Here is a 26691-nt window from a genome sequence, read left to right on the forward strand (position 1 = left end):
CTTTCACGGGCGGGTCGTCGTCCGATAACGTCCAGTTGGCAAGGAAAGTTGAGCGATTCAGGTCCAAGCCTGACCTGTTTGTGACCCAGTCCGCAAGTCGCGGCCGTCGATCGAGTGGTCCCCAAACGTGAACACCGCCCGGAGGCGGTGTTCACTAGTGCCGTCAGGCGGTGTGGTGATCAGCCGCCACGGACATGGGCATCGCACCAGCCCTCGGCGTTGACCAGCACTTCCTGGAACGCCTGATGGTGGCAGCCACCCCAGCCGTTTTCCTCTTCGCCCGCCCAGAAGGCGCAGTTTTCACAGGTCGCACCGTCTTCATAGGCGTCGTGGTCGGCCGCGTCGGCTGCGTCGTTCACGTAATCATGGGCGTGACCGTCCTCGGCCTTCGGCTTGGCATAGGCGACGCCGAAGGTTGTCAGACTCGCGAGCGGGATGGCCGCCACGGCCACGGAAGCGCGGCGGAGAAAGGCTCGACGGTTCGCGTTCGGTTGATCGGACATGGAGTGACCTCCGTAAAGCATTTGAATTTATTCTGAAGCCGATCCGGGGTACGCGGGGTACCGGCGAATCAGTCCATTTGAGTACGGGACTGGGCGGGTGTTCCCGGAAACTTTCGCCGTGGGTCGGCCCCGCCCCGGAAGATGCATCTGCGTCACGGAAAATTCCATTGCGCTCGTATTCCGTCGCTGAGCGTTCCGTTCAGGTTCCCGGGTGCCGATCGATGATCTAGGATTCGAGTCATGCCGTCGGCCGGTGGCGGTTCGGGAATCGGCCCGGTGGCAAGTCCTGGATGGAAAGACGCGGAGGTGGGCTATGTTGAAGAGTCGTTCGTTCTGGGTGGTGCTGGCGGCGGGTGCCGTTGCGCTGGCGACTACCGGCATCGCGCAAGCGCAGGAGCGGGGTGCCCAGCCAAGCCTGGCCGTGATGGCCGGTTCGGTTTCGCCCGACCCGTCGGGCACCAGCTCGGACTGGGGCTATGGCATCGAGTTCGGTCACAACTGCCGGTTGTTGCAGCCGCCGGTCGGGGTGCTTCGGCATAATCTCAGCGTCAGTCGCTACAGCGAGGATCCGCTACGCATGACCAGCGCCGAACTCAACAGCCACTGGATGTTCGATGCGACGCCGAACCTGCAGATCGGTTTTGGCCCCGGGCTGGGTTATGTGCGCGCCAAGCTGGGTGACGAAACCAACGGCGTCTGGGCGGCACAGCTGGGGGGCAGCCTGAAGTACAACATGGATAACCGCATGTTTCTCGGGCTGGAGGCACGCCACCAGTTCACCGAAAGTGATCGCTTTCGCAATGGCCGCGAAGACGTGGACAACTTTCGCGTGATGGCCAAGGTGGGCATGAATTTCTAGGCCACTTGGCAGGCTTGGGACAAACCCCGCGGCCAGGCTTGCCGGTCGCGGGGTCTTCGCCGAGGATGGGGGATCATATCTCGTCACCGATACGGCATGGACGAATCACAAAACGCGCAGGCTTCAAAGGCCGAGCCGACCCCCTGGCACGCCCTGGATCCCGATGCCGCTCTGCACGAGCGTGACAGTCGCCGCGAGGGTCTGTCTGCGGACGCGGCGCGGGAGCGTCTGGACGAGTACGGCAGGAACCAGCTCCGTCCGCCGGAGCAGGCGGGCCTGATCCGGCGCTTCTTTCGCCACTTCCACAACATCCTGATCTACATCCTGCTCGCCGCGGCGGCCGGTACGGCCGTGCTGGGCCACTGGGTCGACACCGGCGTGATCCTGGCCGTGGTGCTGATCAACACGCTGATCGGCTTTGTCCAGGAGGGCAAGGCGGAGAAGGCGCTGGATGCCATCCGCAAGATGCTCTCGCCGCACGCGCTGGCCCTGCGCGATGGGCACCGGCGCGAGATTCCGGCCGAGGAGCTGGTCCCGGGCGATATCGTGTATCTGCAGGCGGGTGACCGTGTCCCGGCGGACCTGCGCCTGCTCGAGGTCAAGAATCTGCGGGTCGAGGAGGCGGTACTGACCGGGGAGTCGGTGGCGGTGGAGAAATCCCCCGAGGCCGTGGACCGCGAGGCGGATCTGGGCGACCGCACCAGCATGGCCTTTTCCGGCACGCTGGTTGCCTTCGGGCGCGGGCACGGGGTGGTCGTGGCCACCGGCGAGCACACCGAGATCGGTCGCATCTCGTCGATGCTGGGCGAGGTCGAAAGCCTGCAGACACCACTAGTCCGCCAGATGGAGCAGTTCGGCCGCTGGCTGGCGGGCGTCGTCGTGGTCATCTCCGCCGCGACGTTTGCTTTCGGTTACTGGGTGCGCAGTTATCCGCTGGACGAGATGTTCCTGGCGGCGGCCAGTCTGGCGGTCTCCTCCATTCCCGAGGGTTTGCCGGCGATCATGACCATTGCGCTGGCGATCGGCGTGCAGAAGATGGCGCGGCGCAATGCCATCATCCGCCGCCTGCCGGCGGTGGAGACGCTGGGTTCGGTCTCGACCATCTGCTCCGACAAGACCGGCACGCTGACGCGCAACGAGATGACCGTGCAGACGGTGCGCACGGGGATTGAAGAGTACGGGATCTCCGGGGTCGGGTACGCCCCGCAGGGCCATTTTTCGATAGACGATCAGGCGGTGGAGGCCGACGAGCAGCCGACCCTGCTGGAGGTGCTGCGCGCGGGCCTTTTGTGCAACGACGCCCAGGTGTTCGAGCGCGACGGCGACTGGGTGATGGAGGGTGACCCGACCGAGGGGGCGCTGGTGGTGGCCGCGCGCAAGGCGGGGCTCGACCCGCATCTGGAGTCGGAGCGGTTGCCGCGTACCGATGTGATCCCGTTCGAGTCCGACCACCGCTACATGGCCACCCTCCATCACGACCACGAGGGGCATGCGTACATCTATCTGAAGGGTGCCCCCGAGCGGCTGCTGGAGTTGTGCGACCAGGTACGGACGGCCGAGGGCGTGGACAGCCTCGCTCGCGATGACTGGCATCAGGCGATGGAGACCATCGCCGCACGGGGGCAGCGGCTGCTGGCCATCGCAACCCGTGAAGTGGCGCGCGATCAGCGCGAGTTGGATTACGAACATATAGACGAGGGCGGGTTTGTCCTGCTGGCCCTGGTGGGGATCATCGATCCGCCACGGGACGAGGCGATCCAGGCCGTGGCCGAGTGCCGGGAGGCGGGCATCCGCGTGAAGATGATCACCGGCGATCATCTGGCGACTGCGCGGGCTATCGGTGAGCAGCTGGGGCTTGGGCGCGATGCCGAGGCGCACGCCGGGCACGAGCTGGATGACGTGGACGCCGACCGCCTGGCGCAGATGGCGGAGTCCACCGACGTGTTCGCACGCACCTCGCCCGAGCACAAGCTGCGCCTGGTCCAGGCCCTGCAGAGCAGCGGCCGGATTGTCGCCATGACCGGGGACGGGGTGAATGATGCCCCGGCGCTGAAGCGCGCGGATGTCGGCGTCGCGATGGGCGGCAAGGGGACCGAAGCGGCCAAGGAAGCCTCGGAGATGGTGCTGGCGGACGACAACTTCGCCTCGATTGCCCATGCGGTCGAGGAGGGACGCACCGTCTACGACAACATCCGCAAGGCCATCCTGCACATGCTGCCGACCAATGCGGGGCAGTCACTGACCATCATGATGGCGATCCTGATGGGGCTGGCCCTGCCGCTGACACCGGTGCAGGTGCTGTGGGTGAACATGGTGACCTCGGTGACCCTGGCCATGGCCCTGGCCTTCGAGCGCGCCGAGCCCGGGGTCATGCAGCGTCCGCCGCGTGACCCGGATCAGCCGCTGTTGTCCGGGTTCCTGTTGTGGCGCATCCCGTTTGTTGCGGTCCTTCTTTGGCTCGGGACCTTCGGGCATTTCGTTTACATGGAGACGGTGGCCGGAGTGAGCGAGGAACTGGCGCGTACCATCGCGATCAACACGCTGGTCGCCGGCCAGGCCTTTTACCTGTTGAACCTGCGCCTGATCCACCAGCCGGTACTGCCGCGCCTGGAGCTGTTCCGCTCGCACACCATGTGGATTGCGATCGGCATTCTCGTCCTGCTTCAGGTGTCGTTTACCTACGCCCCGGTGATGCACACCCTGTTCGGCACGACCGCGATTGGTCCTGGTGACTGGCTGCGTATTCTGGCGTTTGGTTTGGCAGTCTTCGTGGTCGTGGAACTGGAGAAGCTGGTCGTGCGCCAGGTGCTGGCCCGCCGCCGAGGGATTGCCCCGGCCGCGGTTTAGTTGCTTCCCCCGGGTACTGCTGTCAGGGATTGCTCGGCGGAAGGCGGTCGACGACCAGTAGTTCGCTGGCCTGTGCGGCCGGTACAGGGCGGGAGTAGTAGTACCCCTGGGCGCGGGCGCACCCAAGGGCCCGCAGCGTGGCGGCGTGCGTATTGCTTTCGACGCCCTCCGCCACCGCTTCCAGGCCAAGATTGCGCGCCATATTGATCACGGTCTGCACCAGGCGCTGGCTGTATTCGTCGCGATCCAGTCCGGCCACGAAGGCACGATCGATCTTGAGGATGTCGAGCGGCAGACGGTGGAGATAGCTGAGCGACGAATACCCGGTGCCGAAATCGTCCATGGCGAGGCTGACTCCAAGGGCCTTGAGCCCCTTGAGGGTCGCGATGAGTTCGTCCAGGTTGCCCAGTGTCGCGGTCTCGGTGATTTCCAGGCGCAGTTGCTCCGGTGGCGTATCCGTGCCCTGCAGGATCATCGCGACCTCGTCCACCAGTTCCGGGCGGGTGAGTTGCCGCGCGGAGAGGTTGGTGCTGATCGTCAGCGGCGGGCCGCTGCGTTGTGCATTCCAGAGCTGCAGCTGGTGGCAGGCCGCGTACAACACCTGCATGTCGATCAGGTGGATCAGTCCGGCATCCTCCGCGATCGAGATAAACCGGTCCGGGGACAGGAGTTCACCGTCTCGCTCCCAGCGCACCAGGGCCTCGAATCCGGTAATGCGATTGTCCGCCAGCGACATGATCGGCTGGTAGTGCACGACAAAGGCGTTGCGCTCCACCGACTCGCGCAGGTCGGTCTCCAGGTGCAGGCTCTCCAGCGCCTGGGATTGCATGCCGGGGTCGCAGAACTCGCAGCGGGCCTTGCCGAGCGATTTGGCACGGTACATCGCCATATCCGCCTCGCGCATCAGATCCTCCGCGCGGGTCGGGCCGTCGCCGTCCGTTCCGGCTATGGGGCAGACCTGGCCATAGGGGCGTGTGGCGATGCCGATGCTGACGGTCACATAAACCGTCTGGCCGGCGATCGAGAAGGGTTTGTGCAGCACCGCCTGCAGACGCTCGGCGACGCGTAGCGCGTCCACGGGTTCGTGCAGCCCTTCCAGCAGAATCGTGAACTCGTCGCCGCCAAGCCGGGCGAGGGTGTCATCCGGTCGCGTGCTGCTGTTACTGCCGGGACGCGATACCGTATCGTTCTGCCGGAGGGCCGTCAGGAGGCGTTGGCCAACTTGAGTCAGCAACTCGTCGCCAGCCGTATGACCGAGACTGTCGTTGACGAGCTTGAAACGGTCGAGATCGACAAAAAGCACCGCGAACAGCGACTCCGGTTCGCGTGTGTAACGGGCGATCGCGTGTTCCAGGCGGTCGTGAAACAACCGGCGGTTGGGCAGGCCTGTCAGCGGGTCATGGGAGGCATGATGGATCAGCCGTTCGGCGTGGCGGTTGCGTTCGACCACTCGGCCCAGTTGAATACCGGCCTGAGCCAGTAGGGCCAGCACGTCTGGCTGCCTGGACGCGGTTTCGGTGGTGAAGAACTCCAGCACACAGGCGATTTCGTGTCCGACCATGACCGGGAAGGCGAAGCCCGAGCGCAGACCGCTCAGGGCCGCCGCCACGCGCCGGGGGAAGTTCGGGTCGTGCTCGAGGTGTTCGACCCAGACCGGGACACGCTGTTCAAGCACCCGGCCGGGCAGGCCCTCTCCGGGCCGAAAGATCGTGTCCTCCGTACATTCGCGGAAGGCCTCGACCGGGTCGGGCATGTGCAGGTGCCAGATGCCGGTGGGCGTCAGTTCCATCTCGCCATTCGCGGTCTTGCGCGCGAGGTAGGCATGGCCCACGGGCCAGTCGAGGAATTGCCCGATGGCGGACAGCGCCGTGCGCAGGACTTCGGCAATGGAGTCGGACTGGTTGGCCGCGGACGCGATGGTATTGAGCAGCTCGATTTGCTGCTGCTTGGCATAGAGGTCCTGCAGGCGGGTCTCCGCCAGCGATTCCGCGCGGCGCCGTGCTTCGCGTTCCTCTTGGACCAGGCCCTCGAGGCGTGTGCGCTCTTCGTCCGGAAGGACGTCGCTACGGCGGCGGTTCATGGGCGGCTTCCGTGTTCGCGGCGGCCACTGGCTGCTTCATGCATGGGCTTCCCCGGCGTCTCCATTCCCTGGGCGTGAACGCGGCGGATCATAACCCCTTTTCGCCCTTTGCTTCTCGGCAGACGTCGTGGACCGGGCCGCTATTCCCGCGCCGGGGAGGTGCGCGGCCGGCAGCTGCAGTGACGCGAGTACCGCCTGGAGCGTCTCCCTAGTCAGTGATGATCGTGTCCGGAAGAAGGCTGGCGCGGATCTGATGTGTGTGTGACCCAGGGTTCACCCATCTCTTCTTCCCAGGCTTCCTGGGTCGGGTGATTCTGATCGTAGCGGATCCATGCCTCGAAAATTTCGTCGGGCCACTGTGCCTGCAGGTACGCGATGATTGCCTCCACGTCGTCGTAGGACAGCGTGTCCTCGAAACTGGGCATGGCGCCGCCGCGCGCTTCGGCGCCGTAACGAATCATGTCCCTCAGCTGCCAGTAGGGGTGGTGCCAGGTGTGGGCGCTGCCATCCAGAGGCGGGGGCGGCATGTAGCCGTCCTCGTCGCGCTGGCGCCAGTTCTCCGCACCCTCGCGATTCTCGCCGTGGCATACCGCGCAATGCTGCATGTACAGCCGCTCGCCATATTGCAGCGTTTCGTCGTCCCAGTCCCGCTGGTGGTGTTCCGGGGTGGAGTCCAGGCCGGGCAGGCCGTCGCAACCGACCAGAGCCGTGCTGGCGAGCAGGGTGGCCAGGGTCGGAATCAGCATGACGGGCCGGCGTCCGTGTCGGTTTTGGCTCATTCAGCCCCCATCTCAATGAACATCGTTCGGGTCCGTTTCCGTGCTTAATCGTTGGCCATGGCCGGGTCGTCGGGATCGGCCGGATTTTCCTGTGCATCCGGATCATCCCGTTCGGCTGGCGGCTGATCGCCGCGGAAGGCATCGCGAACCGATCCCCAAGCCTTGCGTGAACCGTCGCGCACGCCGCCCCAGGCATCGCGGGCCCCTTCGCGCACACCCTGCCAGGCGCCGGAGGAACGTTCGCGGGTCTCGGCGGACCATTCCGCCAGATTGTCACGTTCGCGTACCAGACCGTCGTAGGCCTGTTCGCGGCGCTCGCGGGTGGCATCGCTCAGGTCATCCCAGCCCTCGCGTGTGCGCTCGCGCAGGGTGGTGAGCTGCTGGTCCATCGCGTCCAGGGTTTCGCGGGTGCGCGAGCGGGTCGCTTCGTCGTCGCGTTCGGCATCGGCCTGGAGTTCTTCGCGGGTCTGCGCCCATTCTTCGCGCAGTTCTTCCATTTCGGTTGCGGTTTCGTCCTCGGCGGCCTGCTCCTCGGCCAGCACGAGCGGGGCACTGAGTGCCAGCGCGGCCGCGGCCACCAGGGCGATTCCTGTCGTGCGGATATGGTCCATCATCGTATCTCCCGTGGGATTGGGCTTGTGATTCTGTGATGATAAGACGTTTGTGCAGTGGAATTTGTTGCAGTGGATGATGGATTTGCGACGCACGACACGCGATGGGTGACCAGCCATGAGAGATAGACGACTGATCGGGGTGCTTTTGCTGGGCGGGCTAATGGTGGGCTGTGCGCCGTTCCCGTCGGAGCAAAAGCGCGCAACGGACGTGTTCCAGCCGCAGCCGACCGAGCGCAAGACGCTCGAGATCCCGGAGCTCGAGCCGGCGGCGACGCCGGGAGCGGCGGTGATGGACTGGGTGGGTGCCAGCGGCTGGCGCGAGGGTCTGGGTACGGACTACTCCAGCCTGGAGATTCACCACCAGCGGCGGGAGCGGGCCGAGGTCTTCGTCAAGAACTTGCGGGACGATGCCGTACGTGACCATGAATACCGGCTGACACTCCGTGAACGCGAGGACGGCTGGGCGGTGACGGGGGTGGAACGCCGCGTGATCTGCCGCAGGGGGTTGTCCGGCGACGGACTTTGCCGCTGACTCCTGGCCCCGGTGTAGCCGAGTGTCAGCGGCGACGGGCCAGGGTCAGGCCGTCGCCAATCGGTATCAGCGAGAGGTCGATGCGCTCGTCCCGATGCAGCGCCTGGTTGAAGTCGCGGATGGCCCGGGTGTCTTCGTCATCGCAGTCACGGTCGGCCACCTGGCCATGCCAGAGCGTATTGTCCACCATGATCAGTCCGTCCGGGCGGACCAGTCGCAGGCAGGCCTCGAAGTACTCCGGATAACCGGTCTTGTCCGCGTCGATGAATGCAAGATCGAAGCGGCCGCTCTGCCCTTCGGCCTCCAGTTGCTGCAGGCTTGCGCGCGCATCGCCCAGGCGCAGGTCCATGCGCGCGTCCAAGTCGGCCCGGTCCCAGTAGCGTCTGGCGATCGCGGTCCAGGCCTCGCTGTGATCCAGGCAGACGACCTCGCCGCCTTCGGGAAGGACCTGCCCTACGGCCAATGCGCTGTAGCCGGTAAAAGTGCCGACTTCCAGATAGCGCCGGGCCCCGACCAGCCGCGCCAGCAGGGCCATGAACTGCCCCTGTTCGGGGGCGATCTGCATGTTGTGCTCAGGCATCCCCGCGGTTTCCGCGCGCAACTCCGCGAGCAGGCTGGACTCGCGCAGCGAGCGGTCCAGCACATAGGCCTGAAGGCGGTCATCGAGTCCGATCGAACGGTTGGACATCACGGCTCCTTGTCAACGGCCAGCGAAGTGGATGCAGGGCGAGCCCCACCAGCACGACCAGTGCGGCCCACTCGACAGCCGGCGGGATCCATTCGGTGGCCTGTCCCGGGGTGATCCCGGGGCTCAACCCGGTTATGCCCAGCCCGGCATCCAGTATCAGACCCAGCGCGATAGTGCTGGCGCCAATGCCCAGTAAGTAAAGACTCAGTGCCGCGTTGCCCAGTTCCCGCCGGAACACCCCCAGCGTGGCGAGGCTGGTGATCGGGGCGGCCAGCAGGAATACCAGCACGGCGCCAGGAGAAACCCCGGCTGCCAGCAGGGCGACCGCGATGGGGGTGGCCGCGGTCGCACACAGGTACATCGGGATGCCGATCACGGCGAGCAGCAGCATCACCGGTAGCCCGCTGCCGTATTCCGCCAGTGCGGCCGGTGGAACCAAGGCCAGCAGGGCCCCGGCAACGAACAGTCCGATCACCAGCCAGAGACGGATATCGTCCAGAACGTCGCCGAACGCGTAGCGCTGGCCTTTCAGCAGGCGGGTCCATGGGCCCGGGGCCGCGGTTGCTGGTGCGCTCACTTCGTCGCAGGAAGAAGCGGTGCAGCAGTCTTGTGACGTCCGCGTATCGTCCGCATGCGCCTCGGGAGCGCGCGTGCGGCCGACCAGCAGGCCCGTGGTAATGGCCGTCACCAGGGCGCCGGCGACGCGGGCCACGGTCATCAGGGGGCCGAGAAGGGCATAGCTGATCGCGACCGAGTCCACGCCTACGCCCGGGGTGCCGATCAGGAACGCCGTGGTCGGGCCCCGTCCCGCGCCGACCCGGTGTAGTGCCAGGGCGGTCGGGATCGCCCCGCAGGAGCAAAGCGGCAGGGGTGCCCCGGCAATGGCGGCGCGGGCGGTCGGTGCCAGACCGGTGCCGCCCAGCCAGCGCTGCAGCGCCGCCTCTGGCAGGAAGGCCTTGACCAGTCCGGCCGCGGCCAGGCCCAGTAGCAGCCACGGCGCGGCCGTCAGGGCAAGCTCCAGCGTAGCGCTCAGGATCTCGGCGATCATTGGTCGATCGTCGTCTCGGGACGTCGCCGCTGCAAGAACCCGCGAAGGCAGCGGCGGATGGTGGTTGGCGAGACAGGGGTCGGCAGAGTCCGCTGTGCCCGGCTACACTGCGCCACGGAATCATCCGAAACGGACAAGGAGCGGAATATGGAAGGGTATGCACTGGCCACCGTGGTGCACGTGCTGGCGGTCGTGATCTGGGTTGGCGGGATGTTCTTCGCCTGGATGTTCCTGCGGCCGACGGCGGCACGGCAGCTCGACGACATGGCGCGGCTGCGCCTGTGGGAAGAGGTGTTCCAGCGCTTCTTCCCCTGGGTGTGGGCGGCGGTCGTGGCGCTGCTGATCACCGGCTTCCACATGATCTTCCTGGTGTTTGGCGGTATGGACAGCGTGCATCCCAGCGTGCACACAATGCTTGCGCTGGGTCTCATCATGATGGCGATCTTCGCCCATGTGGTATTTGCCCCGTACCGCCGTATGCGCCAGGCAATCGCGGCGAATGACACCGCGGAGGGCCTGCGCCGTCTGGGACAGATCCGCCGGCTGGTGGGTATCAACACCCTGATCGGGCTGGTCACCATCATCGTGGCCTCCGGTGGTCCGCTGATGCCGCAATAGGGGCTGCGCCGGGCAGCCGGTGCGGAGGCGCAGCGTTGCGCCCTCTTAATCCGTTGTCCGCAGGGCCGGATGCCAGACCAGATGTGGCACGCTGGGCGGTTCGATTACCACGGCCGCGTTCTGGTCGAAGCCGACCAGCCAGGCGTCCAGCTCGGAGGTGCCCATACCCAGTACGCAGTAGCCGGGCTCGTCGGGCCAGTGGCCGTTGGGGTCCCGATGGACAGTGGGCCAGCAGGACCAGCCGCCATGCTCCAGCTCGCGCGCGAGCCGGGCGTGGTGTTTGCGGTTCTCCCGCTCCGGCAGGGGGTGGCTGCGCGGATTCCATGCGGTCAGCAGACTGGCCCGGTCGACCCCCTGTGTTTGCAGGAAGGCCTCAAGGCGGGGCTCGCGCTGGCCGATGTGCAGGACGAGCGTCTGCCCGGGTAGGGTGATCTGATAATGCGTGGAGGCGTAGGCCCGGGCCAGTGCCGCGCGGGACCCGGGCGGGTTGGGCGGTACTAGGCTACCTCTTGAGTTTGGCGCCATCCCGGGGCACTCTCGCGTGTGGTCGTGTTTACCCACGATCACACAGGGAGACAACATGCGCGTCAAGGACCTGACCCAGCCCCGCCTCGCGGCCGGTGATGACCCGGCAAGGGCGTTGGCGTTTGACGTAATGGCCAGAAGCTCGGCGGGCTGACCATGTCCGCCGGACGTTTGCGTGCCCCGGGAATCACCAGTGTCTTTGCGCTGGTGCTGCTGCTGGTCGCGGCGATCGCCGTGTTCAGCTGGCTGCGGGTGCAACACCTGCAGCAGGATATTCAGACCCTCACCGAAGAACACATCCAGAGGGTTGATCATGTCCACCGTATGCGCAGCCTGGTGCGCGAGCGCGTGTTGCGTGCATCGCTGGTGGTGAGCGCGGAGGACACCGCGCTGCAGGAGCGCTATTACCGGGAGTTTCGCGATCTCGCACCCGAGTTCGTGGAGACGCTGGCCGCGGCGGAGGCCCAGGCCACCGGGACCGCAGAGCGCCAGCGCATGCAGGAGTTGCGCGAGCTGACTTCCATCGGCGCTCCGCTTCTGGAAGATATTGTCGATCTCGCCCTGGTCGGGGACCGTAACGAGGCCCTGGGCATGCTGTATGCCGACTTGATGCCGGTGCAGGAAGAAGTCCTGGGTCAGATGGAGCGCATACTGGAGGCCTTCCACCGCGACAATGCGGATGCCATAGAAGCCATGGCGCAGCGTCATGAGCGAAGCCAGGAATGGATGCTATGGGCGACCGCGCTGGCGGTGGTGCTGATCATCCTTCTTGGGGCGCGCGTACGCTACCGCCTGCGGCGCAACCACCAGGCCCTGCAGGACGAATTGCACGAGCGCATGCGGGTGGAGGCGCGCCTGCGCGAGACCCAGGGGGGGCTGGAGGCCGCGGTGGCGCGCCGAACGGCGGAGCTGGAGGAGACCACGGCGCGCCTGGAGGAGGCACAGCGCAGTGCGGGTGCGGGGTTCTGGGACTGGGACATACGCAATGGCCAACTGAACTGGTCCGCTCATGTGTTCGAGCTATTCGGGCTGGACCCCGGGTCGGACGAGGCGGGCTTCGAGTCCTATATCCATGCAGTGCACCCGGATGACCGGACGCGTGTGCGGCGAACCATCAACCAGGCCCTTGCCCGCGAAGCGGTTTATCGCGTCGATCACCGGGTCGTGCGGCCGGATGGCGGGGTGTGTCATGTCCGTGTGGAAGGCGAGATCGCCCGAGACGACACCGGCCGGCCCCTGCAGGTCCTGGGCATGGTGCGCGATGTGACACGCGAGAAGGCCTCGGAGGAGCGTTTGTGGCATCAGGCCCATCACGATTCCCTGACGGGCCTCGCCAACCGCAGCCTGTTCCAGGAGCACCTGCGCCAGGCCCTGCTCCGCGCCCAGCGCAACGGGACGGGGCTGGCTCTGGTGGTCTGCGACCTGGACGGGTTCAAGCCAATCAATGACCGCCTGGGCCACGACGCGGGTGATGTCGTGCTGGTGACTGTGGCCGGGCGTCTGCGCGAGGGGGTGCGCGAAAGCGATGTGGTGGCCCGAATGGGGGGGGACGAGTTTGTCCTGTTGCTGGAGAACATGGACGATCCGGACGCCCTGCTCGGGGTCGGCCTGAAGTTGATCGAACGCTTCGCCGAGCCCATCGAGGTCAATCGCGAGGCTGTGCAGGTTGGGCTGAGCATGGGGGCGGCCCTTTTTCCCCATGACAGCGCGGATCCGGAGGGCCTGCTGCTGCAGGCGGATCGCGCGATGTATGCGGCCAAGGAGGCCGGGGGCGGGGGGATCGTGCTGTACGAGCAGGTCGATGCCAGCCGCGCCAGTCGCCCGAATGCGCGGCATCGGCGGCGCGGGCCGCTGGGTTGCGGCCTTGGTCTGGAGACGCCGTGATCAATTCTGCTGTTGCGTTACCTGTGTAGCACGCTGCTCCAGCCACCCGGGGAAATCGTCTTCCGCGATGGGCTGGCCGTAGAGAAATCCCTGGAAGCGGGCGCAGCCCAGTGCCAGCAGGCGCTGGCGCTGGGCCTGCTGTGCCACGCCTTCGGCAATCACGCGCAGGCCCATGTTGTGGCCGATGTCGAGGATGTTCTCGATCAGCATTTGATCACCTTTGTCCACGAGTTCGTCCACGAACGACTTGTCGATCTTGATCTCGTCCAGCGGCAGATCTCGCAAGTAGGCCAGCGAGGAGTACCCCGTGCCAAAGTCGTCCAGTGCGATCTGGACACCGAATTCGCGTAGGGCTCGCAACTTGCCGACCGCATCGGACAGATCGCGTAGCAGGCCCGATTCGGTGACCTCCAGCGTGATCTGGCCGGGTTTGATTCCGGATGCCTGCACACGCTGAGTGAGCTGGTTGACGAAGTCGGGACGGGCGAGTTGCCATGGCGAGATATTGATCGCCACGCGTGGGGGGAGCGGCAGGCCGCGTTCGCGCCAGTTCTGCAGGTTCTCGAGTACACGCTCAATCACCCAGGTGCCGATGGAATGGATCAGTCCGGTTTCCTCGGCGATGGGGATGAACAGCACCGGGCCGACCGGGCCCAGCTCTGTGTGTGTCCAGCGTAGCAGCGCCTCGGCCCCGACCAGATTGTCCTGGGCATCGAACTGGGGCTGGTAGTGCAGGTGCATCTCGTGGTTCACCAGCGCCTGGCGCAGCCCTTCCTCAATGTGCAGGCGGGCACGCGCCTCGTCCTGCAGCACATGACGGTAGAACTGTACCCCTCCGCGACCAGCCCGTTTCGCCTGGTACAGCGCAATATCGGCGTGGCGCAGCGCATCCGAGGAGGTCTGGCCTGCATCCGGGAACAGTACGCATCCCAGGCTGGCGCCAACGCTGAAGGTGCGTTCCCCCACCACAATGGGCCGCTGCAAGGCGTCCAGCAATCGGTGAGCGGTGTCGTTTACCGTCGCCTCGATCGCCTGGCGTGACGCGCGCCGGGGGTGGATCAAGGTGGCGAATTCGTCTCCGCCCAGGCGTACCACCAATGCGTGTTCGGGCGTGTGCTGTCGCAGGCGGTCAGCCACCGCGGCCAGTACGGTGTCGCCGACTGCGTGCCCCAGCGCATCGTTGATGGTCTTGAAGTGGTCCAGGTCGATCAGGATCAGACCTCCCTGCTGGTTTCCGTGCTGGGCCCGCTCGATGTCCCGGGTCAGGGTGTCGTGTAGTTGGGTGCGGTTGGCCAGCCCAGTCAGCGGATCGTGGTAGGCGAGTCGGCGAATATGTTCCTCGCCCTCAAGTCGTTCGAGTTCGGCCGCAGCCCGGTCGGCAAAGATTTCGAGAATGCCTGCGGCCTGTTCGGTCTCGTCCAGGGGGTAGCGATTCAGGATCGCGATATGTCCGAGTTCGCGCCCTTGGCTGTCGAGCATCGGGGCGCCGAGATAGCTGCGTGCTTCCATCTCGACAAGAAGATCGTCGTGCGGGAACAGTTCCTGAACGCGGTCCGCATAGACGCACACGCCCTTCGAGAGCACTTCGTCACAGGGCGTGTCGGCCAGCGCATAGTGGATGTTGTCCACTAACTCGCCATCCCGGCAAAGCGCGGCTGTCTCGACGTGGCCGGGCAGACCCGGGACGTTGACGCCGGCCAGTGCATAGTCCGCGCGAAACACCTCGCGCAGTCGGAGTACGAGGGTCTGGAAGAAGCTCTCCCGGTCGCCAGTGCGGAAACCCTGGGCGATGACGCGCAAAGCATCCTCGCCGCGCCGCGCGAGTGTGATGTCCTCCTGCATCACGATGATGTCCTGGACTTCGTCGCGGTGATTCTTCAGCGGGTAAACGCGACCCTTCAGCCAGCGGATCCCGGTTGGTGCGGCAACGTGACCGGTGCCCATGCGGCAAGCGAAGGGCCCAATGGACCGCCGGTCGCCGTGGGCCGCCGCGCGGATCGCTTCGGTCACCTGGCCGTCGATGGGGTCAGGGTGGTGCAGGACATTCGAACCCCTGATTTCTTCGCTCGAACGGCCGTGCATCGCTTCCCAGGCGGCGTTCACCTGGCGCACGCGGCCCTCGGGTGTCAGCACCTCAACCGCCATCGGCGCCTGTTGCACCAGGTCACGAAAACGGTGTTCGGATTCACGGATGCGTTCCTGGGTTTCCCGGTGCAGCGCCAGGCTCATCACCAGGATCATGCCCAGAAAGCCGAACGTCGTCAGGGGGATGGAATCGATCACGCCGAGGCGCACCAGGGTGCCCTGAAGCGTGGCCAGCAGGAACGGGACGATAGCGGCCAGCAGAATCAGGGGGGCGGGACCCCTGTCGCGGTACCAAAGGCGGATCAGCGCCCACAGGGCGAAGCCAAACACGAGGATCAAGCCGGCCAGGCCCAGCAGGTACCACGGGCTCGAGGGCCCCACCGCGAGCGATAACGTCTCGCCCCAGGGGAGGGTCACCATGTGCAGTTCGGCGACTTGGCCCAACTGCAGCCCGTGCGGTTGCCGCGCATTGGCAATCCACATGGCGACCATCAGTAGTGCCAGTATCGCGAGCAGGCCCCGCGCGGGGGTTTGGGTATAGCGTGCGATGAATGCCGCGAACAGCACATACAGGGGTGCGACCAGGGCGTAGTAGGTCTTGATGGGGCCGGTATAGGCCTCGAGGGACGGCGCCTGGTAGGACAGTGCAATGCTGATCGCGGCACCCGTCATCAGCAGGCACATGGCGGCGAACAGCAGATGCTCCGTACGGCGCAGGCTATGGGCGGCATACAACAGGTGGCTGGCCGTGGCGTACAGGCACAGCCCGGCGAGCAGATACAACGCTGCGATCATTGGACCACCCATGACCAACCCCCCTGGAGCGGCGGAAATCCCTTTCCGTACTGCTGAGTTAAGCACAACCGCGCACGGCTTGCGCGCGGTGGGCGATTTACAGGTACGGGGTCAGCAGACGGGCCGCGCCGTCGCGCAGACGGGCAGGGAGGGGCCGGGCGTGGACATCTTCAAGGGTGAGCGGGTGGGAGCGCGTACGCAGGTCTTCTGCCCATGCGCCGAGTTGCTGGCCCAGATCACGGTCCAGACATTCGAGATTGCACTCGAAGTTGAGCCGCAGGCTGCGGGGGTCCCAGTTGGCCGACCCCACAAGGAGCCATTCACCATCCACCAGCATCATCTTGGAGTGGTTGAACGGAGGGGGTGTCAGCCAGATGCGGCAGCCACGCGCCAGCAACTCGCCGTGCAAGGGGCGGGTCGCCCACTCGACCAGGCGCAGGTTGTTGCGTTCCGGCAGCAGCAGATCGACCTCGATGCCGCGCAAAGCCGCAGCCTTGAGGGCGCCCAGCAGTTCCAGGTCAGGCAGGAAGTAGGGCGTCACCACGGTGATGCGCTCGCGTGCCTCGGCGATCGCAGCCAGCAGGGTAAACTTGATCACCTCGAAGTCCTCATCGGGGCCGTCCGGCAGTGCGCGGCACATGAGCGCACCGGCCGGGCGGGTCTCCTCCGGGAACCAGGGAGTACCTTCGAGCGCCTCCTGGGTACTGAATTGCCAGTCTTCTGCGAACACCCGCTGGAGCTGCAGGCAGATGGGGCCGCGGACCTCGAAGTGCAGATCCTGTATCGGGTGGGGGCCCGGATCGCTTGCACTGTGCCCGCGACGGATATTCATTCCCCCGGTGAAGCCGTGCTCGCCATCTACCAGCAGCATTTTGCGGTGATTGCGCAGATTGAACGCGGCGAGCGTGCGCGGCAGATGGTGGACGGGCATGAAGGCGGCGGCCGGGATGCCGGCCCGCTTGAGGAACCGCAGGGTGTTGCGGCGGCTGTAGCGTGCACCGATGCCATCGATCAGGACACGCACCTCGACACCACGGTCGCGGGCGGCCTTCAGGTGGCGCACAAAGCGCTGTCCGATTACGTCGTAATCAAAGATGTAGGTCGCCAGGGTAATGCTCCGGGATGCGCGGTCGATCGCCCCGAGCATGGCCGCGTATGCCTGATCGCCATCGGTTAATGGTCGCACCGAGTTGTCCGCGCTGGTACGAAAGGGTGCAAGACGGTCGCCAGAGCTCAGCAGCCGCGCCCAGCGCGATGGGATGCCCGGGCCGTTGGCCTCGCGGGCGGCGGGATCGACCAGCAGGTGTCCCTCGCGCAGGGCGTGGGCCCGGCGGCGGATACGGTTTACCCCGAACATCCAGTACAGGATCGAGCCGCCAAGCGGCAGCAGAACGATCAGGCCCACCCACGCGATGACGGTGCCGGTCTCGCGGCGCTGGAGCAGCGCGTGCATGACACTGACAACGGCCAGTGCGAAAACAGCGATGGCAGTGATACTGGCAGTCCAGCCGGTACCCAGCACGGCATTCTCCCCGGGAATGGAATGGTGGCGATGTGATCGCTACAGTACGCGGGCCGGGCGAGCGGTAAAAGGCCGCCATGGTGATCCATTCGCCCTTAGGGAAACGCTGATTGATCGGCGTTTCCCTGCGGCACAGGGACGTGCCGCCGGAATCGACCACCGTAGATGGTTGATCCCGAAGCAAGCTGCAACCCCCTTTGCCAGCGCAAAGGTATGCAAGACGATGCAGTGCCGTGCGCGCTGAGAAAGCCAGGATGGCTTTATTCAGTGCTTCTTTAGAGGAAGCCGATGACCGATATCGAGACCCCCAGCCTGTTCGCCAACAGTGGCGAGCAGCTGCCGCTGAAGGACTTCACCGAGAAGGCGTACCTGGACTACTCCATGTACGTGATCCTGGACCGTGCGCTGCCGCACATCGGCGACGGGCTCAAGCCTGTGCAGCGCCGCATCATCTACGCGATGAGCGAGCTGGGGCTCTCGGCCACGGCCAAGTACAAGAAGTCCGCACGCACCGTCGGTGACGTCCTCGGCAAGTTCCATCCGCATGGCGACTCGGCGTGCTACGAGGCGATGGTGCTGATGGCGCAGCCCTTCTCCTATCGCTACCCGTTCGTTGACGGGCAAGGCAACTGGGGATCCCCGGACGATCCCAAGTCCTTCGCCGCGATGCGCTATACCGAGTCGCGTCTGTCGCGCTACGCGCAGCTGCTGCTCTCGGAGCTGGGGCAGGGCACGGTGGACTGGGTGCCCAATTTCGACGGCGCGCTGGACGAGCCGAAGGTGCTGCCGGCCCGGCTGCCGAACGTGCTGCTCAACGGCGGTTCCGGGATCGCCGTGGGCATGGCCACCGACATCCCGCCGCACAACCTGCGCGAGGTGGCCACGGCCTGCGTGCACCTGCTGGAGCATCCGAAGGCGACCGTCGCGGAGCTGTGCGAGCACCTGCCGGCGCCGGACTTTCCCACCGAGGCCGAGATCATCACTTCGCCCCCCGAACTGCGAAAGGTCTACGAGACCGGACAGGGCTCGATCCGCGCGCGGGCGCGCTATGAACGCGAAGGCGACGATATCGTGGTCACCGCGCTGCCGCATCAGGTCTCCGGGGCCAAGCTGCTGGAGCAGATCGCCAGCCAGATCCGCGCGAAGAAGCTGCCGATGGTCGAGGACCTGCGCGACGAGTCCGACCACGAGCACCCGACCCGCCTGGTGATTACCCCGCGCTCGAACCGCGTGGATGTCGATGCGCTGATGGCGCACCTGTTCGCGACCACGGATCTGGAAAAAACCTACCGCGTGAACATGAACGTGATTGGCCTTGACGGGCGCCCGCAGGTGCGCGACCTGGCCGGGTTATTGAGTGAATGGCTGACCTTCCGCATCGAGACTGTGCGCCGGCGCCTGCAGTGGCGTCTGGAGAAGGTGCAGGCGCGGCTGCACGTGCTGGAAGGCCTGCTGATCGCCTATCTCAATATCGACGAGGTGATCGCGATCATCCGCGAGTACGACCAGCCCAAGCCCGAACTGATGAGCCGTTTTGGCCTGTCCGACATCCAGGCCGAGGCGATCCTGGAGCTGAAGCTGCGTCATCTGGCCAAGCTCGAGGAGATGAAGATCCGCGGCGAGCAGGACGAACTCAGCGAAGAACGTGACCAGCTGGAGAAGACCCTGGATTCCGAACGCCGCCTGCGCACCCAGGTCCGCCGCGAGATCGAGAAGGACGCCGCGGACTATGGTGACGAACGCCGCTCGCCGCTGGTCCAGCGCGCCGCCGCGCAGGCACTGGACGAATCCGCCCTGGTGCCCACCGAGCCGCTGACCATCGTGCTGTCGGAAAAGGGCTGGGCGCGCGCGGCCAAGGGCCACGATGTGGATGCCCGCGGTCTGAACTACAAGGCCGGGGATGCCTTCCAGGCCGCGGTCACCGGGCGCAGCAACCAGCCGGTCGCGTTCATCGACTCCACCGGCCGCACCTACACCATCCCCGCCCATACCTTGCCGTCCGCGCGCGGGCAGGGCGAGCCGCTTTCCGGCCGCGTGAACCCGCCGGAGGGCGCGCGTTTCGTCGGTATGGCCACGGGGGCGGAGGAAGATCGCTGGCTGCTGGGCTCGGATTACGGCTACGGTTTCGTCGCGAAGCTGGGTGATCTGCTGGGGCGGCAGAAGGCCGGCAAGAACGTGCTGACCGTGCCCGACGGGGCCGCCGTGCTGCAGCCGGCGCCGGTGCGCAACCCGCACGAGGATCACATCGCCGTCGTCACTTCGCGCGGTTATCTGCTGCTGTTCCCGGCCACCGATCTGCCGGAACTGGCGCGCGGCAAGGGCAACAAGCTGATTGGCATCCCTTCCGCGGCACTCAAGGACGGTTCCGAGCGGGTGCTTGGCGTGGCCGTACTTTCTCCGCAGGACACCCTGGTCGTGCATGCCGGCAAGCGCTTCAAGGCGCTGGCCCCGGCGGAGTGGGCGGAGTATGTTGGCGAGCGCGCGCGGCGCGGTCGCCAGCTGCCGCGCGGCTACCAGAACGCCGACTGGATCGAGGTGCGGCCGGCCTGAACCGCGAGCGCCAACGGTGGTCTGTGGAGGGGGTCGGGCTTGAATTTTGCGGCCGTGCCCCGACTATAAGCACATCCCGAAGAGTTTATTGATGGAGTACAGGAAGGCTTCATGAAACGTATTGCGCTGTTTCTGGCGACGAACTTCGCCATCATCATCGTGCTCAGCATTACCCTGCGCCTGCTGGGCGTGGAGCGCATTCTCGACGAAGAGGGAGTCCACCTCGACCTCAATGCGCTGCTGATCTTTGCCGCGGTATTCGGTTTTGGCGGCTCCTTCATCTCGCTGGCCATCTCCAAGTGGATGGCCAAGAAGACGATGAAGGTCCACGTGATCGACAAGCCGCGCAACGCCACCGAACAGTGGCTGGTGGAGACCGTGCAGCGTCAGGCCCGCGAGTCCGGGATCGGCATGCCGGAGGTGGGCATCTATGACTCGCCGGACCCGAATGCCTTTGCCACCGGCATGAGCAAGAACAATGCACTGGTCGCGGTGAGCACCGGGCTGATGCAGAACATGAGCCAGGGCGAGGTCGAGGCGGTCCTGGGCCACGAGGTCGGGCACGTCGCCAATGGCGATATGGTCACGCTGGCGCTGATCCAGGGGGTCGTGAACACCTTCGTGATCTTCCTGGCCCGTGTGGCCGGTCATTTTGTCGACCGCGTGGTGTTCAAGAACGAGGCAGGTCATGGCCCGGCGTTCTGGATCACCACCATCGTCGCCGAGATCATCCTGGCGATTCTGGCCTCGATCATCGTCATGTGGTTCTCGCGCCAGCGCGAGTTCCGCGCCGACGAGGCGGGTGCGAAGCTGGCCGGCCGCGAAAAGATGATCGGTGCGCTGGAGTCGCTGGCGCGCGCATCGGGACGCCCGGTGGACATGCCCGACCAGATGGCGGCCTTCGGCATCCGCGGGGGTATGGCTCAGGGGCTGAAGAAGCTGTTCATGAGTCACCCACCGATCGAGCAGCGCATCGCGGCACTGCGGGCAAACAGCTGATCCGTATCGGGTCGTCAGGCAGGAATCGGGAAGGCCGCCCACAGGGCGGCCTTCTTCGTTTGGGGGCGGGTCCGCTCGTAGGATGCGTTGAGCGAAGCGAAACGCATCAATAATAGCGTCCGCGCCCGGGCTGACCGCCAGCGGCGAGTGCCGCATCTCCGACGATGGGGTTGCTGCGGCGCTCTTCCCCGAAGGTCGACCCCGGGCCGTGTCCGGGCACAAAGCGCACATCGTCGCCCAGCGGCCAGAGGCGACGGGTGATGGACTCGATCAGTTGCGGCCCGTTGCCGCGCGGGAAGTCGCTGCGGCCGATAGCGCCGTGGAACAGCACGTCACCCACCAGCGCGAGGCGGCTTTCGCGGTCAAAGAACACGATGTGCCCCGGTGTGTGTCCAGGACAGTGCAGTACCTCCAGCGTGACCTCGCCCAGAGACAGTTCCTCGCCATCGTGCAACCAGCGATCCGGAGCCAGTGGGGGCATTTCGGGAAACCCGAACATCTGGCATTGCATCGGCAACTGATCCAGCCAGAAGGCGTCCTCGGCCTGCGGCCCCAGGATCGGGATCTGGCAGCGGTCCGCCAATTCGGAGGCGGCCCCGACATGGTCGAGGTGCCCATGGGTCAGCAGGATGCAATCCAGCTGAACCTCCTGTTGGCTCGCAATCTCGATCAGCGTGCCGGCTTCGGCTCCGGGGTCCACCCAGGCGCCGGTTCGCGTCCGGTCGCACCAGATCAAGGTCGCGTTCTGCGCCAGTGCGGTTACCGGGTGACTCAAGTGCTGGAGCATAGGGCGTAACGATCCGTGACGAGAACGCGGATTGTGCCTTTTTTAAATCGTGACGAGAATCCGGGAATAGAACGCGCGCGCCTGCGTCTTTAAGGGTGTGCAAGTCTTTAGAAAAAGCGATCGAGCGGAGTAGCCCAAGAGTACGACCCCCTGCGTACGAGGCTGCTTGACAAGAAGATCGTTATATTAGAAGATTTGCATACGCTGATTGCTGCACCCCCTGTCAGCATCAGCGGACTCCTCCATCCTCCTTTGGTGGTTTTCTTGGCGCGGGCTCAACCCGCGCTTTTTTTTGTCCGGAATTCGCATTCCGTCAGTGTTTCCCTAACATGGCAGCGATGCCCTGGCCCCCGAACGCTCGATGCCTACACGTCTGAACAGTCTGCGCAATGCGGTGTTGCTGTTTGTCCTGCTGCCCCTGCTGCTGGTGGTTGGGGGCACGGTGACGCTCGGGCTGCAGGAATTCCAGACACAGATGGAAAACCGCATGCAGGCCGATATCGAGCTGGTGGCGCGCTCCATTCGCCTGCCCGTGGCAACGGCGATGATCGACCAGGACGTGACCACGGTGCAGCAGTCGCTGGATTCGCTGTTCCAGATTGACCAGGTGTTTGGTGTGTATGTCTACGATGCCCAGGGCGATATGGTGGCCACCAGTGGCCCGCCCAGCCCCACGATCCGTCACCCGGGCGAGGCTCAGGCAATCAGCGAAACCGGCAGCCTCGGCGCGTTCGACGAGCACCAGGGGCGCGAAGTCTTTTCGTTTTTCCTGCCGTTGTCGGATTCCGCGGGACGGATAGTCGGTCTGCTACAGGTAACGCGCGACGTGTCGCCCTTCCGGGCGTATGTGTCGCAGCTGCGCTGGCAGGGGGTCATGGTGATGCTCGCGGTGAGCGTCCTGTTTCTGCTGGTGGTGCTGATTGGCCATCACCGTGCGATCGGACGCCATGTGGGACGCCTGATTGGTGCCATGCGTGATATTGGCGAAGGACAACGCGGGCTGCGGGTCCCGGAAAAGGGCCCCTGGGAACTGCGCCGTCTGGCGATCACGATGAACGGCATGCTGGAGCGTCGCGAGGCTTCCGAGGCGGCGCTCCAGGCCCAGCGCGAGGAACAGGCGCGGCTCGAGGAAAAGCTGCGACATTCGGAAAAGCTGGCGGCCATTGGTCAGTTGGCGGCCGGGGTCGCGCACGAGCTGGGTACGCCCCTGGGCATCATCGCCGGTCGCGCCCAGCGTGCCGCAAGACGGCTGCCCGACGGCGACCCTGCGCGCAAGGAGATGCAGGAATTGCAGGTGGAACTGGAGCGCGTGGAAACCATCGTGCGCCAGCTTCTAGACTTCGCTCGCCGCAACCCGCTGCAACAGCGTCCGCTGGAGTTGCAGGGGCTGGTGCGCGAGATCGTGGCGCGCGTGCAGCAGCGCGGCAAGGGGTGCGAACGGGTTCGTTTCGATCTCGCGGGCGAGCCGCTGACCGTGGCGGCTGACCGTCTGCGTCTGGGTCAGGCCCTGGAGAACTTGATCGACAACGCGGCTCAGGCGGCCGATGGTTGCGTGCAGGTGAGTTGGCGTTGTCGGGGCGACACCCTCGAATGCGTAATCGCCGACGACGGACCGCGTGCGGGGCGCGGGATCTCCGACGAGCGGGCCGAGCGCCTGTTCGAGCCCTTCTTTACGACCAAGCCGACAGGCGAGGGAACCGGCCTGGGCCTGGCGGTTGCGCAGGTGGCGCTGGAGGATCATGGCGGGCAGGTGACGCTGGATCGCCATGATCCGGATCTCACGCGCTTCGTGGTGACGCTGCCGCTCGGCTCCGGCGCCCGTCGTGACGGCAAGCCGGAACCGGCAGGGCCGGAGGTGACTCCCAGCGCTCGGGTATCGCATGGAGGAACGGCATGAGCATGTCCCGGGAAGGTGGGTTCAGCGACCGCGTTCTGGTTGTCGAAGACGATCGCGGGCATCGCGAGCTACTGGTCGAGGAACTGGCGGAAGTCGGCTATGCGGTCACCGCAGTGGAGTCGGCCGAGGAGGCCGAACAGGTCCTGCGTCAGCAAACGGTTTCGCTGGTGGTCAGCGATCTGCGTCTGCCCGGCGCCGACGGTTTCCATGTGCTGGAGGTGGCGCGTGACACGGTGCCGGTGCCCGGCTTCATCATGCTCACCGGTTTCGGCACCATCGATCAGGCCGTGACGGCGCTCAAGGCGGGTGCGGACGATTTCCTGACCAAGCCGGTTGATCTGGAACACCTGCGCCTGGCGGCCGAGCGTGTCGCCGAGGCCCGCCGCCTGCGGGCAGAGGTCCGTCAGTATCGCGAAGTCCTTGCTGGTGACGAGAGCTTTCATGGCATGCAGGGCAAGAGCCCGGCAATGCTCAAGCTGCACGATCTGATCCGGCGCATTGCCGCTGCTGACGGCAGTGTGCTCATCACTGGCGAGTCGGGGACCGGGAAGGAACTGGTTGCCCGTGCCCTGCATGCGGAAAGCGACCGCGCCAACGGCCCCTTCATTGCGTTGAACTGTGCGGGGATCCCGGAGACCCTGCTGGAGTCGGAACTCCTGGGCCATGTCGCCGGGGCCTTCAGTGGCGCCAAGGGCGCGCGCCGCGGCCTTTTTACCGAGGCTGACGGTGGCACGCTGTTCCTCGACGAAATCGCCGAGATGCCAGTGGCCATGCAGAGCAAGCTGTTGCGGCTGTTACAGGACGGGCGCGTGCGACCGGTTGGCTCCAACGAGGAGATCGAAACGGACGTACGTATTGTGGCCGCCACGCATCAGGACTTGCAGGAGCGGATCCGTCAGGAGCAATTCCGCGAGGATCTCTATTACCGCCTCGAGACGTTCCGAATCGAGATTCCGCCCCTGCGCGACCGCGGTGCCGACATTGAGCGCCTGGCGCAGCAGTTCCTGCGCGAGCAGGCGCTGGCGCGAGGGCTCCCCGTTCGAGAACTCAGCCCGGAGGCAATGCGTGCCCTGCTGCGCTACGGCTTTCCCGGGAACGTGCGGGAGCTGGCCAGCTTGATGGAGCGCGCGGCCACCCTTGCGTCTGGCGAGGTGATCGAGTTTCGGGATCTGCCCGAGCGGGTGCGCCAGTCAGAGCCCGCGAGCGGCTCGGGCGAACCGTCCGGGGCGGTTTCCGGTGCCGATCTGCCGGTTCCTGGTACCGACGATGACAGCCACTGGCCCAGCCTGGCGGAGGTGGAGCAGGCCTACCTGCACCGGGTTCTGGAACACGTCGAGGGCAATAAGCAGCGCGCCGCGCGCATCCTGGGGATCGGGCGCAAGACGCTCTATCGCAAGCTCGGCGAGAGCGAGACGGATTCCTGAGTGACATGGCCTGCAGTGCAGCCTGGGCTGGGAAAGCCCGGGAGTCTTTTCTCGGTGCTTCCCCGTTCCTGCCGGTTTTTTCGTGACCCTGTCCCCCCTCCCGGCCCCTGATGGGCCGTACTGACCCGGGTCTCCCCGACCCATGTGTCATTTTGACCCTCATATCCCCGTGATCCAGGTCCGCCCGTTAGCCGGACCGTATTGCTTAACTATCTGAAAAACAGTTTTTTATCGGTTTTATTCTGTTTTTGGCACGGCACCTGCTACTTCTCCGTTGCAGTCAACCGAAAGCCAATCGAGCCCATTCCGTTGACTGTGCTGAAACTTCAAATGAAGGAGAGAAGCACGATGTCGACTTTCCGCAAATCTGCTCTAGCAATCGCCATGAGTTCCCTGTTCGCCCTCGGTGGCCTGAGCGCCGCGCAAGCCATGGGCGAAGGTGCCGAGACACCGGATGAGGACGAGCAGGAAGAACAGGGTGGCATGCCGCCCCAGATGATGGTCCAGGCGGGTGAACCTGCCACGCCGCCGGCCGACGATGATGACGACGAGGATAACGGTGGCATGCCTCCGCAGATGGCCCAGGCTGGTGATGCTGGTGCGCCTCCGGCCGAAGAAGATGATGACGATCGTGACGGCGGCATGCCGCAGATGGTCCAGGCGGGTGATGCTGGTGCGCCCCCGGCCGAAGAAGATGACGACGACGAGGGCAACGGCGGTATGCCTCCGCAGATGGTCCAGGCCGGTGATGCTGCGGGCCCCGCGGATGACGATGAGGACGAAGACCGCGATGGCGGTATGCCTCCGCAAATGGCCCAGGCTGGCGGCGCTGAAGCCCCGGCTGGCGACGATGAAGACGACGATGACGACAGCCCCGACTGGTAAGGGGCTAACGGGCAAGCCGGGCAGTGTTCGTCTGCCCGGCACCTATTCCTGAGGCAGGAGCCTCAGGATTTTTTTTAACCCAGAGGAAGAGGTAGACACGATGAGCTTTCGCAAGACCGCACTCGCATTCGCGTTGACTTCCATGTTCGCGATCGGTGGCGTGGCAACCGCGCAGACCGGTGACATGGGTGGTGCCCAGGGTGGTGCCGAAGGGGCCCCGCCGCAGGGTGGTGCCGAAGGTGCGCCTCCGCAGGGCGGTCAGCCGCCGCAGGGTGGTGCCCAGGGTGGCCAGCCGCCTGAAGGTGGTGCTCCGCCGGAAGGTGGCGCTGCTGGTGCCCCGCCCGCTCAGCAGGCCCCCGAAGTGGATCTGAGCGAAGAAGACATCGACACCTTCGTGGGCGCCTTTGTGGCGGTCCAGGAAGTGCGTGAAGACTTCGCCAACCGCCTGCAGGAAGCCGAGGATGAAACCGAGGCCCAGTCCATGCAGCAGGAAGCCCAGGACGAAATGGTCAGCGCTGTTGAAGACGCCGGTATGACCGTCGAGGAATACAACGAAGTGGCCATGGCCCTGCAGAATGATCCTGAACTGATGCAGGAAGTCCAGGAGCGCGCCGAAGCGGAGATGTAATCCATCCCCGTTCCGGACCCCGGGCCTCGCGCCCGGGTCCCGAAAGGGCCGGCCTTCGTGCCGGCCTTTTTATTGGTTTCTCCCGGCGGATGTCTCCCGGCCGGGAAACGCGAAACATCCCGAAGGGGCACTCTACTGGCGG

The 26691-nt window shown here is 65.5% G+C and carries 21 protein-coding genes; 11 read left to right on the forward strand and 10 right to left on the reverse strand.

Translation table 11 applies throughout. The annotated features are described in order from the left end of the window. Positions 1-179: 179 nt before the first annotated feature. Positions 180-503: a high-potential iron-sulfur protein gene (locus F623_RS0104090; protein WP_018860572.1), complete on the reverse strand. Its 324-nt coding sequence runs from the start codon at positions 501-503 to the stop codon at positions 180-182. A 313-nt stretch (positions 504-816) separates the two neighbouring features. Here F623_RS0104090 and F623_RS0104095 point away from each other — a divergent pair, with 313 nt between their 5' ends. Next, positions 817-1362: an outer membrane beta-barrel protein gene (locus F623_RS0104095; RefSeq protein ID WP_018860571.1), complete on the forward strand. Its 546-nt coding sequence runs from the start codon at positions 817-819 to the stop codon at positions 1360-1362. Between the two features lie 96 nt (positions 1363-1458). Beyond that, a complete protein-coding gene (locus F623_RS0104100) occupies positions 1459-4209 on the forward strand; it encodes a cation-transporting P-type ATPase (protein WP_018868026.1) in 2751 nt (916 codons plus the stop codon). A 22-nt stretch (positions 4210-4231) separates the two neighbouring features. Here the strand turns inward: F623_RS0104100 and F623_RS0104105 are convergent, their stop codons facing one another. From F623_RS0104105 to F623_RS0104115, 3 genes are all read right to left on the reverse strand, one after another. Continuing rightward, positions 4232-6289 carry a bifunctional diguanylate cyclase/phosphodiesterase gene (locus F623_RS0104105; protein WP_018868025.1) on the reverse strand — a complete coding sequence of 686 codons (2058 nt, stop codon included), beginning with the start codon at positions 6287-6289 and terminating at the stop codon, positions 4232-4234. A gap of 212 nt (positions 6290-6501) precedes the next feature. Continuing rightward, positions 6502-7035, reverse strand: coding sequence for a cytochrome c (locus F623_RS0104110; RefSeq protein WP_018868024.1), 534 nt, complete (start codon positions 7033-7035; stop codon positions 6502-6504). A gap of 77 nt (positions 7036-7112) precedes the next feature. Next, positions 7113-7682, reverse strand: a complete 570-nt coding sequence (locus tag F623_RS0104115; RefSeq protein WP_018860567.1) for a hypothetical protein — start codon at positions 7680-7682, stop codon at positions 7113-7115. Between the two features lie 115 nt (positions 7683-7797). On the opposite strand from F623_RS0104115, the gene F623_RS12815 reads away from it, so the two are divergent. After that, positions 7798-8214, forward strand: coding sequence for a hypothetical protein (locus F623_RS12815; protein ID WP_038040164.1), 417 nt, complete (start codon positions 7798-7800; stop codon positions 8212-8214). A 25-nt stretch (positions 8215-8239) separates the two neighbouring features. On the opposite strand, the gene F623_RS0104125 is transcribed toward F623_RS12815, so the two are convergent. Further along, complete coding sequence (locus F623_RS0104125) at positions 8240-8902, reverse strand: O-methyltransferase (protein ID WP_018860565.1); 663 nt, start codon at positions 8900-8902, stop codon at positions 8240-8242. Beyond that, positions 8874-9950: an SO_0444 family Cu/Zn efflux transporter gene (locus F623_RS0104130; protein WP_018868023.1), complete on the reverse strand. Its 1077-nt coding sequence runs from the start codon at positions 9948-9950 to the stop codon at positions 8874-8876. The genes F623_RS0104125 and F623_RS0104130 overlap by 29 nt, the downstream gene beginning before the upstream one ends. Positions 9951-10097: 147 nt before the next feature. On the opposite strand from F623_RS0104130, the gene F623_RS0104135 reads away from it, so the two are divergent. Next, positions 10098-10568: a CopD family protein gene (locus F623_RS0104135; protein WP_018860563.1), complete on the forward strand. Its 471-nt coding sequence runs from the start codon at positions 10098-10100 to the stop codon at positions 10566-10568. A 45-nt stretch (positions 10569-10613) separates the two neighbouring features. Here F623_RS0104135 and F623_RS0104140 read toward each other — a convergent pair whose 3' ends face one another. Then, a complete protein-coding gene (locus tag F623_RS0104140) occupies positions 10614-11093 on the reverse strand; it encodes a DUF3293 domain-containing protein (protein WP_026279332.1) in 480 nt (159 codons plus the stop codon). Between the two features lie 156 nt (positions 11094-11249). Here F623_RS0104140 and F623_RS0104150 point away from each other — a divergent pair, with 156 nt between their 5' ends. After that, the gene (locus F623_RS0104150) at positions 11250-12977 is read left to right on the forward strand and encodes a diguanylate cyclase domain-containing protein (protein ID WP_018868019.1); all 1728 of its coding nucleotides are present in this window, start codon (positions 11250-11252) and stop codon (positions 12975-12977) included. Here the strand turns inward: F623_RS0104150 and F623_RS0104155 are convergent, their stop codons facing one another. Then, positions 12978-15869 (reverse strand): EAL domain-containing protein, encoded by a 2892-nt coding sequence (locus F623_RS0104155; protein ID WP_018868018.1) that lies wholly within the window; start codon positions 15867-15869, stop codon positions 12978-12980. 85 nt (positions 15870-15954) lie between these two features. Next, positions 15955-17379, reverse strand: a complete 1425-nt coding sequence (locus tag F623_RS0104160) for a phospholipase D-like domain-containing protein (protein WP_018868017.1) — start codon at positions 17377-17379, stop codon at positions 15955-15957. Positions 17380-17667: 288 nt separating this feature from the next. On the opposite strand from F623_RS0104160, the gene parC reads away from it, so the two are divergent. Further along, positions 17668-19929: a DNA topoisomerase IV subunit A gene (gene parC, locus F623_RS0104165; RefSeq protein WP_018868016.1), complete on the forward strand. Its 2262-nt coding sequence runs from the start codon at positions 17668-17670 to the stop codon at positions 19927-19929. Between the two features lie 111 nt (positions 19930-20040). Continuing rightward, positions 20041-20928, forward strand: coding sequence for a protease HtpX (gene htpX / locus F623_RS0104170; RefSeq protein ID WP_018860557.1), 888 nt, complete (start codon positions 20041-20043; stop codon positions 20926-20928). A gap of 106 nt (positions 20929-21034) precedes the next feature. Here the strand turns inward: htpX and F623_RS0104175 are convergent, their stop codons facing one another. After that, positions 21035-21715: an MBL fold metallo-hydrolase gene (locus tag F623_RS0104175; RefSeq protein ID WP_018860556.1), complete on the reverse strand. Its 681-nt coding sequence runs from the start codon at positions 21713-21715 to the stop codon at positions 21035-21037. Between the two features lie 361 nt (positions 21716-22076). Here F623_RS0104175 and F623_RS0104180 point away from each other — a divergent pair, with 361 nt between their 5' ends. The 4 genes from F623_RS0104180 to F623_RS0104195 all read left to right on the forward strand — a co-directional run bounded on the left by F623_RS0104180 (position 22077) and on the right by F623_RS0104195 (position 26549). After that, the gene (locus F623_RS0104180) at positions 22077-23612 is read left to right on the forward strand and encodes an ATP-binding protein (protein ID WP_018868015.1); all 1536 of its coding nucleotides are present in this window, start codon (positions 22077-22079) and stop codon (positions 23610-23612) included. Next, positions 23609-25036 (forward strand): sigma-54 dependent transcriptional regulator, encoded by a 1428-nt coding sequence (locus tag F623_RS0104185; protein WP_018868014.1) that lies wholly within the window; start codon positions 23609-23611, stop codon positions 25034-25036. Before F623_RS0104180 ends, F623_RS0104185 begins: the two co-directional genes overlap by 4 nt. Positions 25037-25384: 348 nt before the next feature. After that, positions 25385-25921, forward strand: coding sequence for a hypothetical protein (locus F623_RS0104190; protein WP_026279331.1), 537 nt, complete (start codon positions 25385-25387; stop codon positions 25919-25921). A gap of 100 nt (positions 25922-26021) precedes the next feature. Further along, a complete protein-coding gene (locus F623_RS0104195) occupies positions 26022-26549 on the forward strand; it encodes a DUF4168 domain-containing protein (RefSeq protein WP_017925837.1) in 528 nt (175 codons plus the stop codon). Positions 26550-26691 lie beyond the last annotated feature (142 nt).

This window comes from Thioalkalivibrio sp. ALD1 (assembly GCF_000381245.1).
Lineage (GTDB): Bacteria > Pseudomonadota > Gammaproteobacteria > Ectothiorhodospirales > Ectothiorhodospiraceae > Thioalkalivibrio.